Genomic DNA, 15086 nt, shown 5'->3' with positions numbered 1-15086 from the left:
TTATACAACATGAATATTTTTGTACAAAGTATCCCTTTCTGCAGGTATTCTTCCCATATTCCGGATTACCCTTTGAAAATTGGCAGGATTTGTTCTCACCCCATGCTGGGCCCCGGCAGATTTGGATATACTTTCCTCACCTAATGTACCTCCTAGATCATTTGCACCGGCACCTAAACAAACTTGTGCAAATTTAAACCCTAGTTTAACCCATGAAACTTGAATATTGGGCAGAATATTTCCAAACATTAATCTTGAAACTGCATATACCTTTAGATCCTCAATTCCGGTTGATCCTGGTGCAGCTTTTCCATCTTTGTAAATTTGTGTATTTTTATGCATAAATGTTAATGGCACAAATTCTGTGAATCCACCAGTTCTCTTCTGTATACTTCTTAGGATGTCTATATGTTCAACTCTATGTTTTATTTCTTCAATATGTCCATACATCATGGTACAAGTTGTTGGTATCCCAGTTTTATGCGCTGTTTCAACAATTTCAATCCATTTGGCAGTGTTCATCTTACTTGGACACAGAATTTTCCTGATATCATCGTTTAATATCTCAGCTGCATTTCCGGGGATTGAATCTAACCCTGCTTTCTTTAACATTTTTAATTCTTCTGAAATGGATATATCTGATTTTTCTGCCCCATATAAAATTTCCATTGGAGAAAATGCATGTATGTATATGTCAGGAAGTTTTGATCTCAATTTTTGTAAAAGTTCTTCATAGTAGTATGCATCAACTTTGGGGTGAAGTCCACCTTGTATACATACTTCAATTGCACCATTATTCCAAGCGGTTTCAGCTCTTTTAACAATTTCATCGGTACTTAAAAAATATGATTCACTGTTTTTTTCTTCCCTTTTAAATGCACAGAAACCACAGGTTCCTGTACATATATTGGTGAAATTAATGTTCCAGTTCTGGATGTAAGTAATTTTATCACCTACAATCTCTTCGCGTCGTGCATCTGCAGCAATTAAAAGAGCTTGAAATTCTCTTCCAGTGGTATTCATGAGTATAAGTGCATCTTCATTAGATATCGGGGTTTCTAAAGATTTTTCTAGTATCTCTTCTATATGGGTGTCAATTTTTAACAGCTCAAACATGGAATTTGATATTTTACTTAGTAACCTTATAAGTTTTGGTTACATAATGATCTCATCGAATGATTGATTATTGTATAAGTCATGGCTAAAAATCCGAGTAAAACCGATAAATTTAAATATTAATTATCCCTAGGTTAAATAGGAGGTGAAATTATGGCCGAATTACCAATTGCTCCAGTTGGAAGGATCATAAAAAACGCTGGTGCTCAAAGAATAAGTGATGATGCAAAAGAGGCTTTAGCCAAATCACTCGAAGAAAAAGGTGAAGAAATAGCTAAAAAAGCCGTAGAGCTTGCAAAACACGCTGGAAGAAAAACTGTCAAAGCAGATGATATAGACATGGCTGTTAAAACAGCCTAATTTTCTTCCTTTTTTATTTGTTTTTATTTTTAATTACCAAATCTTAATGTACTAGTATGAAATTAATTATTAAAATTAAACCACATAATATTGAATTATATCTATTTTTAAGGGAAATTAATCTTTAAACAACACTTATAAAATATTTTTAGAAATTATAACCGATATTCTGTTACAAAACAAATTTTAGTAATGGAGTTATAATAGATTTATAAGATTTTATGTTGATAAATTTGTGAGGGTAACAATATGAGTTCAAAAGAAAATTTAATGGAAGCATTTGCAGGTGAATCACAGGCAAACAGAAAATATTTAGCATTTGCTAAAAAAGCAGACAAAGAAGGATTTAAACAAGTTGCAAAATTGTTTAGGGCAGCTGCTGAAGCAGAAACAGTACATGCACATAACCATCTTGAAATAGCAGGTGGAATAAACGAAACAAAAGAAAATCTCCTTGAAGCCATAGCAGGCGAGACCGAAGAATTCACTGAAATGTATCCTAATTTTATTGCTGAAGCAAAAGCAGAGAAAGATGACGCAGCTAGATGGACATTTGAAGTTGCTAACAAAGTAGAACAAATACATGCCGTGTTATATCAAAAGGCCCTTGAAAATCTTGATGACACTCCTGAAGTAGATTATTATGTCTGTGCCCTTTGCGGAAATACAGTTGAAGACAATGCCCCTGAAAAATGTCCAATATGTGGAGCATCCAATTCAGAATTTATGAAAATTGACTAAAAATATTTTATTTCTATTTTTTTTTAATCACATGGAGTGTTTCAATTTCACTCAATTTATGCTGGTCATGATGCCATCTAATACTAATACTACAAATCAAGTAAACATTTACTTATTCTTCCTGTGCATCTCTTTAAACAACAATAGTTTTTCAACTAAAATTGCTACCATGAGCCCTATGTAGATGTAAACATATATCTAAATAATATAAATTTTTAATTAATAAGATATACAAAATGTGTCTACTATTAAAAATGCTAACACTTACAAGAATAATGTTAATTTTAATACAAATGCAAAAAATTTGTTAAAATTTATTTCCACTTAAGATTCTATTTTGATAAAGGTCAATAATCTCTTCTGAATTAACTTTTTCTTCTGTCAATGGTAAAATATATTTTATTGAGGGTTCAATAACCAATAAAGCAATTGGAGAAATCTGTTCTGAAAAAGAACTATCCATTTCTATGGTTGAAATTTCTACCACAGGATAAAATGTTCTTTCTCCTATTTTAAACTCCTTTCCAATTTCTTTGACATTCTTATTTTTAAAATTCATTGTATTGCCCTAAAATATATGTAATATAGTAGATATTGAATACTTTTTTTATTGGATAACTAAAATATTTTAAAAATTAAATTATCATGCTCTGATTTCATTTATAAAGTTTCTCACAGGCCTTTTAGTAATTGCTTTTAATGATTCAATAACTATCCATAAAAGCTTTAATTTCAATTCAAGTTCTATATCTCCCTCTAATGTGGTTTTCATAAATTCTGGTTGAATATACAATGAAACATTTGGATATAGATTCACCCATGAAGATATTGACCAGAATATACCAGCAATTTGAGCAGTATCCACCGGACTATCCATTCCCATTTTAATATGAATAATCAATTTTTCCAGAGTAAACGAATTGATAACAGCATAGAAAACCTTTTGAAAATGTGGAAAAGCTTCCAAAAAAAGATTGAAAACCTTTTGGACCCTTTCAATAGTCCATTTAGATTTTTCTTTTTTCTTTTCTTCCTTTTTCTCTTCTTCCTCTTCTTTGGAGGGTATATCCCGTTTAAATAACCTGATCCTCATCCATGTTACTTTAAAATATCCCTTAAATTCTAAACCACTGTTACTCAATATTAGGGAAATATGAAAAGGGATCATCATAATACTTACAAAAAAAAGTATTATAAGTAGTACTATGATGATTAGAATGTTGATCAACTAGGGTCTCCCAAAATTTTATTATTTAAAAGAGTGTTATTATTTGTCTTTCACATCTAAACTGACTTCATCCTTTGTATCTTTGAATTTAGCCTCTTTATTCTTACCTTCATATTTTACTTCTTTCTTTTTATGACCCTTTTCCTTCATCATTTTACTTCCCTGCCCCATAATCTCAACGGCAGCATTACCAATTTCACTTATGGCCCTTGATAAATGATCTGGATTCTTTAAAGACATTACTTTTACACCCTCTGGGCCTTTTACTCCTTTATGTACAACTACCATTGCTATAGGTTCTATACCTGCAGCACCACCAGCTCCAGCCCCTGTTCCTGATCCCATATCTTTAGAACCTTTACCTTCACCCATTCCTGCTCCAAATCCCATACCCATTCTTGTAACAGGAATCAATAAAAATTCATCTGTTTCTATAGTCTCACCAATCACATTCTCAATATTCAAAACTTTACGAATTTCTTCTACTGTAGTTTTAATCGGATCTCCAATATTCAAATTAATTCCCCCTTTAGGATTTTCTACAATCATATTTATGTATGCGAAAGCATATATAATTTATTACAAATAATTTATAAAGAACTTAAATCATTTTTATCATTATTTAAAAGGGTTTTTAGCGCAATATACAATTATTTTATCTTTAAAAGATATATTAAAATAGATTATAAAGTATTTTTAATAAATTTACGAATTTAAATGGTTTTTTCATATAACCCTCATTTTTTATTAAATATTATCAAAATAAGATGATTATATACAGATTTTCAATACCATAGTGGAAAAGGTTATATATGAATAGCTTCATTCACAGATGGACTTATCACTTTTTCTCTATTTTGAATGAGATCTTCATAGCATAAACTAATTTTGATTAATCTTTATTTGAAATAACAATATTTAAATACTAATTTTAAAGTAGGTATGATTAGTGATTATCTTGACGGAACACATTAAATGTCCAAAGTGTGGCTTTAATGGTTCTATGAATAATTATCGCCAATATAAACGTATTAATTCTAAACTTGTATTAAATATTGAATATTATTGTTCTAAATGTTAAACCTGGGTAAAAGTTGAGGATTAACCCAAATCTCTTTTTCAAAAATGATAGCAAGTTTTTTAATTTTTTGTTATAACTTTCCTACCGAAAATTATATAGTTTTAGAATGTAATATATTGTAATATATATAGTTAAGCTGAATTTGTAATATATTTGTTATTTTTTGCAAAAATTTTACTTTACAAAAAATTGGAATTTTTTTAGTTATTTATTTGGTGAAAAGGAGTTGATCTAAAATGGATGAAAAGAAAAAGAAGAAAATGAGTAAGGAAGAAATGGGCGAGGACATGTGGTCTTCAGCAGAAGAAGACATGAAGGAAAGGGCACCACCTGATCTCCTTAAAAAAGAAGATCCAGAACTTTATAAAAAAGAATATGGTGAGGCTAAAGTTAACCCTCAGGATTCAGGTGGGCAAAAACTAAAGAGCAAAAAGAAAAAATAAAATTTTATAATATTTTATTTTTTTTAAATAATATAATTGGATTGCAATAATGGATTAAATATAACATTATTTAGGAAAAAATAGATGTTACATTATAAAGGATAAATAGCTGAACAACCCGGAATTAAAGCTAAACCGATAAGAGATAATGATAAAGACATAATAGAAACATTAATGTTTTATGATGACGAATTTCCAACAGTTTTAAAACGTTCTTCACTTTTTATAAAGGCTTTTTTACATTTTAATATTTCTTTTTTCATTTCAACTATTTCATTCCTAAGATGGTCTTCAGTTTCCCTTGACATTTACCTTTGACTCCCAAATTATATCCTCTAAAAAATGAATTACCATTATTATATAACTATATTCTCTTTCTAACGTAATATAACTTCTTAAAAAAATAGTTAGTTTTTATGAAGTCCAAATAATTATGGTTAATTTTCCATAAAAAATATTTGTGATGAAGATTTAAGATATGAATTGGTTATATCAAAATGATATACATGAAAAAAATTTACAATGCCTGGTGTGAATGATCTAATATATTTTGAGGTTGAAAAGAAGAGGTAAAACATAGAAATAGATTCTCTTAAAAAGAATAATTGAAATTAATTATGAAAATAAGAGAAGAATAAAACTAATCCCATTCAAAGGATCTATTGATCTAACATTTTTTGAATAATTAAATTGGATTTTTTTATATGAAATTAACTAAAAATTATATAAGATATTATTTCATAGGGCTCCTATTAATTTTAATTGGAGTAATACTTGTCTATACCACTCATAATCAGGTATATTATTCAATAATGGGTATTGGATTGTTATTTTTAGTTTTTGGGGTAAATGAAACCATGAAATCTATATAATAATTAAATAGATAGATATTTTTTGTTTACACTTGCAATCTACGACTGGTTTTTAGTGATACAAGTCACAAACTCCCTGCTTTTTTCAATAAAATATATCCATTATCAAAATCATAATACTACAACAGAGGCGATAAATTGTTAAAATTCTTAGATGTTAAAATGAATGAAATTAAGCCCGGTTGTACCAAGATATTGCTGAAATTTAAAGATAACGAAGTTATCAAGGAAAAATACTCATTTTTAGAAGGTAGATTGGAAAATCTTAACTGTTATATGCATAATGATTATTCTATCAGACTTAGACTTCAATATGATGAATATTATGAACAAATGATAATTGAAGTCACTATTTTAACTCCAGAACACCTTATGCCTAAAGACTTTGAGAGTGCCATAAAGATATTTATGGACCATCTGGGAACATTTGAAAATTTTTATGAAGCACAATGTTTAATATTTGATAAGTCATTGTCAAAAGCTTCAGGATGTTAATTTACTTTTTTTTAAATATAATAATAAAATAGTAACTATTAAATCATAGTTCCAATTACTTAATTTTGAAGCAAAATGGCTGAAAATATCAAATGTCCCGTTGCGGATTTAAAGGACAAATGAACCGATTTATTCGTCCTCTAAGTTCCAAAGATGAAAATTCAGAACCAAAGCAAAGTAAATAAACTATTCTAGTTACCGAGTACTATTGTCCTAAATGTAAAAAATGGTTTAAAATTTAATTTTGAATATTTAATTCCTTATTTTCAATACACAAAATAATAGTACCTTTATTCGAATAATGGAAAGGTATTTTAAAATTAAAAAAAAGTATAAATTATTTTATTTCATCTTCTTGAGAATAAGTATAACTAATTATATTTGCCATAGGGTAACTTACAATTGTTTTATTAGCTACTGATACTTTGATAAGATTGTTTTTTTCATTTATTTCAAGACCAGTAATTTGACTATCTTCAAATTCCCCACTTCTTTTTAATAGTAATTCCGATCTATCTACAAATGTCATTAAAATCCAATCTACCAGCATTTATATCAACTCCCCAAGTTTAATCAATGAGTCTAAGATTTTAATAATTTCGATTTGGTAGGCTGAAGTAAAATGTGGTTCCTTTTCCAAGTTCAGATTCTACCCAAATTTTTCCATGGTGTTTTTGTAATATTCTTTTTGAAATAGCTAAACCGATACCTGTTCCATCATATTCCTCACGTGAGTGTAGTCTCTGGAAAATAGTGAATATTCTATCCAAATGCTTTCGATCAATTCCAATTCCATTATCTCTAACTGAAAAAACATATTCATCATCAACAATATTTATTGAGATGTGGATCTCAGGGGTTTCTTTACTATGGTATTTGATAGCATTGCCAATCAGATTCTGGAATAATTGAATCATCATTTGTTTATTAGCATAGATTAATGGAAGAGGGTCATTTGTTATAATGGCTTCATGATCCTCTATTAATTGTTTTAAATTACTTTGTACAATTTCTACAATTCCTTCACTCTCTAAGTACTCAAATTTCCTTTCAGTACTCCCTATTCTTGAATATTCTAGAAGGTCATTTATCATATCATTCATACGTTTTGCTCCGTCTACAGCAAAGTTTATGAACTCATTTGCATCTTCATCAAGATCAGCCGAGTACCTCTTCTGTAAAAGTTGAAGAAAACTTGTGATCATTCGTAATGGTTCCTTAAGATCATGAGAGGATATATAAGCAAATTGTTCAAGTTCTATATTAGAACTTTTATATTGCTCAATTAATTTCTCTAATTTGATTTCTGCCTTTTCCAGATCATTAATTTCAACATTTAACAGTTTGTTAATATTTAAATTATATTTCTGTAATTTGATTTCGACTTCTTTTTGAACAGTAATATCTGTTATAGCGATTCTAAATTCTTTTAAATTCCCATATTTATCCTTGACATTAATAGAATCAAAATGTACATAAGAATATTCAGCATCCTTTTTTAGGAGTTTTAATTCAACTGATTCTTTAGTTTCTGTTTCCGGGACTTTTTTAATATGATTATGAAACAGGTTTCGATAATCTGGATCAATATATTGAATAAAAGCAGTATTAATGAGATTTAGTCTACCAATATCTAAAAGTGTTGCTCCTGCAAGATTAATATTTAAAATAAGTCCATTTGTATCTAAGGTAATGTATCCTACTGGTGCAAAGTTGTAAAGTTCAAAATATTTATGCTGAGATTCTAATAATCTTGTATGAGCTTCCCTGAGTTCATCATTCTGCATCTCTAATTCAATCTGATGAGTTCTCAACTCTTGAATCAATTCATCTTTAGATTTATCTTCTATAGGATCAATATCATTTTGAAGTGATTCTTCAGCTTTTTTATATTTATTATCTTTTATTTTTTCAGAATCCATCAGTTCCCTACTCCAAACTGAAAAAAAAAATAATCTGAAACTTTTTTTTGTATACTCTAGGTTTTAGTATAAAGATATAAATATTTAGGTATTTACAAAATAATCGTTCGATTTATATTTTCATGAAAAAAGTACCCTCCTAATTAATGAGAAGGTTTACTGTCTTCTGTTGAGCTACAGGTTGGACAGAATTCAAATATTTCTGTATTGTAGATTTCACCACATTTGCTACAGGTTACTATAGATTGGGGAGTGCACGTTTTAACATCCTCCTTTATGGCATATATGCCATCATTGCAAGTTGTCTTCCAATTTTTCTAGGGTCTGTTGTACTTGAAACATTGAATCCTCCATTTTGTACCATGTATCGTATAGGCTGATTTAATCCTTTGAAGGATGCTGGGCTGAAATTATCATCTTTTGCTCTTGGTAAATAGTCAACATTAAAGGCATAATCCTCAGTTCCTGTTTTAAAGTTCCATAAGAATTTCTGATTTGCCCTTAATATTTTATAGGACTTAGTACACACATCGACAATCGTACCTGCACACATAAGACTATTATGTAGAATAACCGCATCAGCTGGAGCTTTTTTTAGTATAACATAGTGAGGGCTTGTTTCATAAGGAAATGCTTTATATGGTACTCCATAAAAGTCTAAGGTTTTTCCAATTGATTGTAAGAAATTTAAATCAGTTACTTTGTCTTTTATCAAATCACTGTTCATATATACTGTTCTTGGCATATTTGTACACCTCAAAAAAGAAATAAGAATATTTATATTTACAGATCCTCTGAAAGAATCCATGCAGGATTCACAGTTTTAGCACCACTACACCAATGGCTATTTAATTTATAGTTATTTTTTGCAGCTGCAGCAACATCGGCAGAAGTCCAATCATTAAATTCATTCCCTATTAATTCAATATAGGCATGGTTTATTTTATCAACAGGACAAAATATTCCTATAAAACGGACAAGATACCCTTTCATCTCATGCCCTAGTGCATGTAGTAATTGTGCCAGGTCTACACAATTTTTAGGTGTTTTAGGGTCTATTTCCTGTTGTAAAGTTAATTGACCATTGAAATAGTAACCATATCTATAATAGTTATAGATTTTATTATAGAACCCTGTAAATGTGGTAAATACTCCCACAACAGCCATAAGTTTAGTTTGTAATGGACCGGCAGTGATTGTTGGTGCTTTTAACAATCCCAAAGCTCTTAATGTAACTAGACCTGCAATTCCATCAACATATAACCCTAAAGCTTTTTGTTTTGCTTTTACAGTGTCTCGTGTTACAGGACCGTAAAATCCATCTGTTTTTATTCCTAATTTCTTTTGTAATGTTTTTATGTTCTCGGTTTCTGTACTTCCTATTTTTAAGACTGTTTTATCTGTTATTGACATGTTTTTTCCTCCTTGTAATAAACTAAGACAAAAATTTAAATAAAAAAAAATAAGCCCTAAATATAAGCAACTGAAATACAATAAAACCCATATTTAAAAAGCGAATTTTCACGTAATATTAAAACCTCCCATTATTAAGAAGTTAATAAATAAATCAGCCGTATAACTTCTAAATAAAAACACCTCCTAAAAAGAGAATTGATAGGGGTTCATATGAACATCCAATAAATATAATAAATAGCGGTGGGGGAATGTACACTTCATTTTTTTTAACATATTGCCTCCCCCAAAGTAATTGTTCAAAAATAAGAATTACATCCCCTATCCCTTATTTTAATTAAAATAATAAACAAAATTTCAAGTACAACATTCACCCAATATAATAAATAGGGTGGGGATTGTCTACCTCAGTTTTTTACCAAAAAAAATTATCTCTTTATTTTTGGGTGCCATGGAAATTTGGTTAATCCGTCCCTGCCTTCTAATTATAAAAAATTTATAAATAAAATAAACCAAATTATCAAATAGAACATCCACTCTATCTAATAAATAGGAGTATGGGATGGTGTTTTCTTCTCTAATTTTTTACCAATTCCCCCCACGGAATTGGACCCCCAAAACATGTGGAAAATACCTCCCTGCTTCTGCCTTTATTTTTATAAAAATAATTAACAATAGGGATTTTGATGGTTATAAAAGGTATTTATTTAGATTCAAACCTATCTATTAACTCAATTATTTTTTTTGAATGATAATATAAATCATCAAACATCTTTCTACTTAGTACATTAGAATGAGCAATATTATTACGTGGTGTTTCAAGGAATTCTAAAGAGGGAATTATTGTATCCTGTTTAATAAAAACTTTTTCGAAATATTTCCAATTATTTTTTATTATATATTTTAGATCATCATAATTTGTGTATTGGATATCTATTTTTGGCAATTCAGTATGTAAATTTTTAAGTTTCTTTTTTTTCTTATCATTTACATGTTTTTTAATTTCTTTTGTTGTACTGGGAACAAATGGGGCTTGCTGCTTATCAAGAAATGAAAGTAAGTGGTGTTTTTGGTGGAGGATCCGTAATGCTGTCTAATGAAGCTCAACTAAATAATATGTGGGCACAGATGGATTCAGATCAAAATCAAATAATTAATCTTGTAAACAATGATACTAGCCTTAAACAAAGAAGAATTAGTGTTCTTGGACAAGAAATTGCTAATAAGGGGATACAACCTCCATCAACTGATCATCCAATCCCATATATGTAAAGAAGTGTTGAATTAAAATTGATCAAACATTTATTTTTTTGTTTTTCCTGGATTTTGGTGTTTGTAATGCTGCCATTTGTATGGCTGTGTGTATTCCTATATGGTCATATGGTTTTGTTATGTAACCTGCGGGGTAGGTTTTTGCTGCTCTTTCTAAGATTTTATCGTCATAGTTGGAGGTTAAATATATAACGGGGATGTTGTAGAGGTTTCGTATTTGTTGTGTTGTTTCTATTCCATCTATTTCTCCTTTTAGTACTATGTCCATTAAAATTATATCTGGTTTGGTTTCTCCTGTTTTTTTTATTGCATCTTCCCCGTTCCCGGTTATACCTACTACTTCATAGCCTATTTCTTCTAATTGTTGTTTTAAATCGTTAGCCATGATGATTTCATCTTCTACAATTAAAATTTTTATGTTTAGCATTATTACAGCCCCCAAAATTGTATGGTAAAATTTTACTGCATAATATCCATTAACAAGTCTTAATACAGTATATTAAGAACTTATAATTTAAACTTATAGGATCCAAAAAAAAGAGAATTAATTCTATTACTAGCAAGAGGTTTGTTATAATGTTCTACAGGTTAAATAGTTATTTTATTGAAAATTATTAAAAGTATCAAATAACATATTAATAATATAAAAACTTTTCATAATAAAAAAATCATATAAATTTATTTTTTATTGTTTGGTGAGTTGAAATGGGTGAAGGTTTAAAATTCATACTATATTTTATCATAGGGGGTTCGATCCTAACCCTAATCACTTACTTTGGCAGTAAGGATAAAGGGATATTAGCAGCTTTCATAGCATTATTTCCAATGGTAAGCATTATGAGCATTTTAACCATCTACAGCGAAGCTGGTAGTTTACCTGTATTAGATTATGTCAAAGGACTCATGATATTAACTCCAGTATGGATAATCTTTCTACTTTGTATTGCATATCTACTGCCAAAGCAAGGATTATTAGTTGCTATAGTCATTGGTGTGGCAGTTTATGTTGCAATATCATTTTATATAATTAATTATCTACAATTTTTATAAAAATTAATAAACTCTTATACAGATATAATTTATTTGGGATATAGTGCTTGTTGTATGGCTTTGGTTATTTCTGTTTCGTCAAATGGTTTGTTGATGTAGTCTGATGGTAGGCTTGTTTTTGATCTTTCCCATGTTGTATTGTCCTGGTGGCCTGTTAGGTATATATGGGGAATTTTGTAGAGTTTGGTTATTATTTTTGCTGTTTCTATTCCATCTAGATCTCCTTTTAGCATTATATCCATGAATATTAAGTCGGGATTTGTTTTTCTTTACATTTTTTTATGGCATCTTTTCCGTTGTTTGCTATCCCACCTACTTTGTGGCCTATTTGTTCTATTTGTTGTTTTAAATCTGTTGCTACTATACTTTCATCTTCTACGATTAAGATCTTCGAATTTTCCGTTCTAAAAGACCCCCATTAATAATTATATCCATTTCGTTATGATCATTCTTACATATCCCAATCTATTTATAATGTTCCAAATATTTTTTCCATGAAAATCTAAATAGCAAATAATAAATTCTAGTTTCAATTGATTAAGTTTAGGGGAGTTTACTATATTTCAATGTAATAGCAATTCTCAATTTGTTTTAAATAAGGAGGAGTAATATGAGTTCTATTATTTTAGAACTTCAAAAAGAAGCTATTGATTCAGATATCGATATTTCAAACTTACTTAGAAAAGCATATTTAGTAGCTAAAAAATTGAAAATTAAAGACTTTGAAGAATGGGTTAAACTAGAACTAAATGGTTATGGCACAATAGACAATAAACCCGAATATAGAAAAGTTAATGGGAGTTTAAAGTTTTTTAATCCATTAATTCTGAGTATTGTTTCATTGCAAGAGTATATAGTTCTCTTGAATTTTTACTTAAATTTTTCTTTTCAAACCAATAGTCAAGTATATCCTCATCTGATTGCATACTATTTTACATCTCCATGTTGATCTACATTTCTTTTGGGAAATATAGGACTAATGTGAGAGCAGATGATAAGTTCACCCATGCAAAGTGTTATATATGAATAGAGTTATATTCAAGATGGACTCATTTTGGGCCGGTGGTCTAGGGGTATGATACCTCCCTGACACGGAGGTGATCACGAGTTCGAATCTCGTCCGGCCCATTTGCCGTGGTAGTTCAGTTGGGAGAACGCCAGACTGAAGATCTGGATGTCGCTGGTTCAAGTCCGGCCCACGGCACTTAATTTTAATATTTTCATTTATTAATGTATTATAATTTTTTTTTGAAGTTCTTTTAAGTATTATCTGGGTAATTTAAGATTATACAAGTAATTTAAAAGTTATAAGTCCATAAAATAAACTAAAAAAATAGAGTATAATAAATTCATTAAGTTTTCAGAAGTTATCTAAATACAATACAAAATTTGAAAACATTTTTTTTAAAAATAGATGTTAAAGACATAACCATAAATATCAAATTTACTAAATTAATATTACATATTAAATTTGTAATATTATAATATTTAAAGGAGAATAATTAAAATGACAAAAACTAGTTCATGCCCCAGATGTGGTTCAAAAAAAATGAAAATACACAATCCACAGGCACCCGTATGGGAATGTTCAAAATGTGGATATAGTGGTTCGGTTGTTGTGGAAGATGGTAATCTTGAAAAACAGATTAAAAGCCTCAAAAAAATGGATAAATTGAGTAAAAAACTTATCAGAGGTAGATAATAGCTTAAAATTTGGGATGTTTTTGAGCCTTCTTTAAAAACATTCGTAGAATATTCTTTATACATGATATTAACTGATTTTTGTAAAAAATATTGAAAGCACTAATTCCATTGTAATTCCAATTAAAACACCTAAAATAATCCCAAAAAAATAAATTCGAATTTTTAAACATATTTTATGGAGATATGGTCAAAATGGCGATTCATGCCCCAAATGTGGTTCAAACCAAATGAAAATATACAATCCTCAGGCAAAATTATGGGAATGTTCAAAAATGCGGATATACTGGGTATATAGCGATTGAAGACGATAACTTGGAAAAACCGATCAAACAAGCTAAAAAAATGGAAAAATTAAGTAAAAAGATTATGAAAGGGAAATAATTCATATTTTTATTATAATTTTTTTCTCTTTAAAAGTGTTCCAAATATTCCCCCAACAACAGATAATGAACCAAATATTGCTATAACTCCAAAGAAAGCCAGACTTCCACTTGTAATTCCAACCATAATCCCTAAAATAACTCCAACAAGACCCCCATTTATAATTCCATTTTTGAAGTTGATACTTCCACCTATGTACGAAGAAATCAACCCTGAAATTATTGCCACACACATAGCCAATATTCCAAAGGCGATTAAAAAATTTTGGGGAATATCTTCAGTTTTCTGAGGAATATTAGTTCCGAATATTGCTAGTACAGATAATACAATTGCAATGATTAAAAATCCAAATCCTACTGCAACACCAAGTATACTTATACTTACATTTGGAGATTTTTTTGATACATTTATTAATTCTCTGCCACAACCCGAACATATAACCGAATTTTCGGAATTTACAACTCCACAGGTTGAACAGGTGATTTTTTGATCATTAGAAGGTATGTAATTTTTTTTAGATCCATTTAATGTAGATGAATAATTTAATTTTCCACCACACTCGCATTTGGCATAACTGAAGGAAGATTTACCCTCATTTAGTTCATAGTATTTCCCACATTCTTCACAGATTAAATAAGACATAAAATCACCACTTATTTGGTTAAATTCATAAATTTAAGAGTAATAACCAATTTTTTAGACATAGATGAATTATTTCATTAAGATTTATTATTTGGATAAATAAAATTTCTGTAATTTTTTTAGTATATGTTGTCTGCAATTATATTAAAAGTTAGGATTATCTAAAAAAAAGGATAAATAAATCATTTACAATAAATGTAGATATTATACCTTCAATTAATTAAGTATCTAAAAATCTAGCTTCCTTTTTTTTTAATTGGGATTATATTTTTCTATTTTATCATTAATCTCTTTTTTTCTTAATATTCTATTGGTTTAGTGAGTAAATATAGATTAAAATTTTTTTTGGAACAAGTTTATAAATAT

The 15086-nt window shown here is 29.0% G+C and carries 19 protein-coding genes, 2 tRNA genes and 1 pseudogene; 10 read left to right on the top strand and 12 right to left on the bottom strand.

Going from position 1 to position 15086, the window contains the following annotated elements; genetic code table 11:
* Positions 1-1116, bottom strand: a complete 1116-nt coding sequence (gene cofH / locus DL91_RS02680; RefSeq protein ID WP_048190144.1) for a 5-amino-6-(D-ribitylamino)uracil--L-tyrosine 4-hydroxyphenyl transferase CofH — start codon at positions 1114-1116, stop codon at positions 1-3.
* Between the two features lie 153 nt (positions 1117-1269).
* Between cofH and DL91_RS02675 the strand changes: the two genes are divergently transcribed.
* Positions 1270-1476 carry a histone family protein gene (locus DL91_RS02675; RefSeq protein WP_013645503.1) on the top strand — a complete coding sequence of 69 codons (207 nt, stop codon included), beginning with the start codon at positions 1270-1272 and terminating at the stop codon, positions 1474-1476.
* 249 nt (positions 1477-1725) lie between these two features.
* Entirely contained in the window at positions 1726-2217 is a 492-nt protein-coding gene (locus DL91_RS02670) for a rubrerythrin family protein (RefSeq protein ID WP_048190143.1), read from the top strand.
* Between the two features lie 307 nt (positions 2218-2524).
* Here DL91_RS02670 and DL91_RS02665 read toward each other — a convergent pair whose 3' ends face one another.
* The 3 genes from DL91_RS02665 to DL91_RS02655 form a co-directional block, all read right to left on the bottom strand.
* On the bottom strand, positions 2525-2776 hold the full coding sequence (locus DL91_RS02665) for a hypothetical protein (RefSeq protein ID WP_048190142.1): 252 nt from the start codon (positions 2774-2776) through the stop codon (positions 2525-2527).
* 84 nt (positions 2777-2860) lie between these two features.
* Positions 2861-3445, bottom strand: coding sequence for a DUF2953 domain-containing protein (locus tag DL91_RS02660; RefSeq protein ID WP_048190141.1), 585 nt, complete (start codon positions 3443-3445; stop codon positions 2861-2863).
* A 39-nt stretch (positions 3446-3484) separates the two neighbouring features.
* Positions 3485-3961, bottom strand: coding sequence for a GerW family sporulation protein (locus DL91_RS02655; protein ID WP_197050581.1), 477 nt, complete (start codon positions 3959-3961; stop codon positions 3485-3487).
* A gap of 801 nt (positions 3962-4762) precedes the next feature.
* Here DL91_RS02655 and DL91_RS02650 point away from each other — a divergent pair.
* Entirely contained in the window at positions 4763-4969 is a 207-nt protein-coding gene (locus DL91_RS02650; protein ID WP_048190139.1) for a hypothetical protein, read from the top strand.
* A 179-nt stretch (positions 4970-5148) separates the two neighbouring features.
* On the opposite strand, the gene DL91_RS14325 is transcribed toward DL91_RS02650, so the two are convergent.
* Positions 5149-5277, bottom strand: coding sequence for a hypothetical protein (locus DL91_RS14325; protein ID WP_255343914.1), 129 nt, complete (start codon positions 5275-5277; stop codon positions 5149-5151).
* Positions 5278-6003: 726 nt separating this feature from the next.
* Here DL91_RS14325 and DL91_RS02645 point away from each other — a divergent pair.
* Complete coding sequence (locus DL91_RS02645) at positions 6004-6336, top strand: hypothetical protein (RefSeq protein ID WP_156095896.1); 333 nt, start codon at positions 6004-6006, stop codon at positions 6334-6336.
* 337 nt (positions 6337-6673) lie between these two features.
* Here DL91_RS02645 and DL91_RS02640 read toward each other — a convergent pair whose 3' ends face one another.
* The 4 genes from DL91_RS02640 to DL91_RS12620 all read right to left on the bottom strand — a co-directional run bounded on the left by DL91_RS02640 (position 6674) and on the right by DL91_RS12620 (position 9671).
* Positions 6674-6886 carry a hypothetical protein gene (locus DL91_RS02640; RefSeq protein WP_048190137.1) on the bottom strand — a complete coding sequence of 71 codons (213 nt, stop codon included), beginning with the start codon at positions 6884-6886 and terminating at the stop codon, positions 6674-6676.
* Positions 6887-6926: 40 nt separating this feature from the next.
* Complete coding sequence (locus tag DL91_RS02635) at positions 6927-8258, bottom strand: ATP-binding protein (protein ID WP_048190136.1); 1332 nt, start codon at positions 8256-8258, stop codon at positions 6927-6929.
* Positions 8259-8532: 274 nt separating this feature from the next.
* Positions 8533-9003, bottom strand: coding sequence for a hypothetical protein (locus tag DL91_RS02630; RefSeq protein ID WP_048190135.1), 471 nt, complete (start codon positions 9001-9003; stop codon positions 8533-8535).
* Between the two features lie 38 nt (positions 9004-9041).
* Positions 9042-9671, bottom strand: a complete 630-nt coding sequence (locus tag DL91_RS12620) for a peptidoglycan-binding protein (RefSeq protein ID WP_052374034.1) — start codon at positions 9669-9671, stop codon at positions 9042-9044.
* A 1026-nt stretch (positions 9672-10697) separates the two neighbouring features.
* On the opposite strand from DL91_RS12620, the gene DL91_RS02620 reads away from it, so the two are divergent.
* Complete coding sequence (locus DL91_RS02620; RefSeq protein ID WP_048190134.1) at positions 10698-10943, top strand: hypothetical protein; 246 nt, start codon at positions 10698-10700, stop codon at positions 10941-10943.
* A gap of 22 nt (positions 10944-10965) precedes the next feature.
* Here the strand turns inward: DL91_RS02620 and DL91_RS02615 are convergent, their stop codons facing one another.
* Positions 10966-11370, bottom strand: a complete 405-nt coding sequence (locus DL91_RS02615; RefSeq protein ID WP_048190133.1) for a response regulator — start codon at positions 11368-11370, stop codon at positions 10966-10968.
* Positions 11371-11648: 278 nt separating this feature from the next.
* Between DL91_RS02615 and DL91_RS02610 the strand changes: the two genes are divergently transcribed.
* Positions 11649-11993, top strand: a complete 345-nt coding sequence (locus DL91_RS02610) for a hypothetical protein (RefSeq protein WP_048190132.1) — start codon at positions 11649-11651, stop codon at positions 11991-11993.
* Between the two features lie 29 nt (positions 11994-12022).
* Here the strand turns inward: DL91_RS02610 and DL91_RS12615 are convergent.
* Positions 12023-12247: pseudogene (locus DL91_RS12615) on the bottom strand (response regulator); the annotation flags it as partial.
* 356 nt (positions 12248-12603) lie between these two features.
* Between DL91_RS12615 and DL91_RS02600 the strand changes: the two are divergent.
* The 4 genes from DL91_RS02600 to DL91_RS02585 all read left to right on the top strand — a co-directional run bounded on the left by DL91_RS02600 (position 12604) and on the right by DL91_RS02585 (position 13695).
* Complete coding sequence (locus DL91_RS02600) at positions 12604-12942, top strand: hypothetical protein (RefSeq protein ID WP_048190131.1); 339 nt, start codon at positions 12604-12606, stop codon at positions 12940-12942.
* 107 nt (positions 12943-13049) lie between these two features.
* Positions 13050-13121, top strand: a tRNA-Val gene (locus DL91_RS02595).
* Positions 13122-13124: 3 nt separating this feature from the next.
* Positions 13125-13197, top strand: a tRNA-Phe gene (locus DL91_RS02590).
* A 303-nt stretch (positions 13198-13500) separates the two neighbouring features.
* Entirely contained in the window at positions 13501-13695 is a 195-nt protein-coding gene (locus DL91_RS02585) for a hypothetical protein (RefSeq protein ID WP_048190130.1), read from the top strand.
* Positions 13696-14090: 395 nt separating this feature from the next.
* On the opposite strand, the gene DL91_RS02580 is transcribed toward DL91_RS02585, so the two are convergent.
* The gene (locus tag DL91_RS02580; protein WP_048190129.1) at positions 14091-14720 is read right to left on the bottom strand and encodes a YrzE family protein; all 630 of its coding nucleotides are present in this window, start codon (positions 14718-14720) and stop codon (positions 14091-14093) included.
* Positions 14721-15086 lie beyond the last annotated feature (366 nt).

This window comes from Methanobacterium sp. SMA-27, assembly GCF_000744455.1.
In the GTDB taxonomy this organism is placed as follows: domain Archaea; phylum Methanobacteriota; class Methanobacteria; order Methanobacteriales; family Methanobacteriaceae; genus Methanobacterium_B.
The sequence above is the reverse complement of the archived record's forward strand: the minus strand, read 5'-3'. Positions and strand labels throughout refer to the sequence as shown.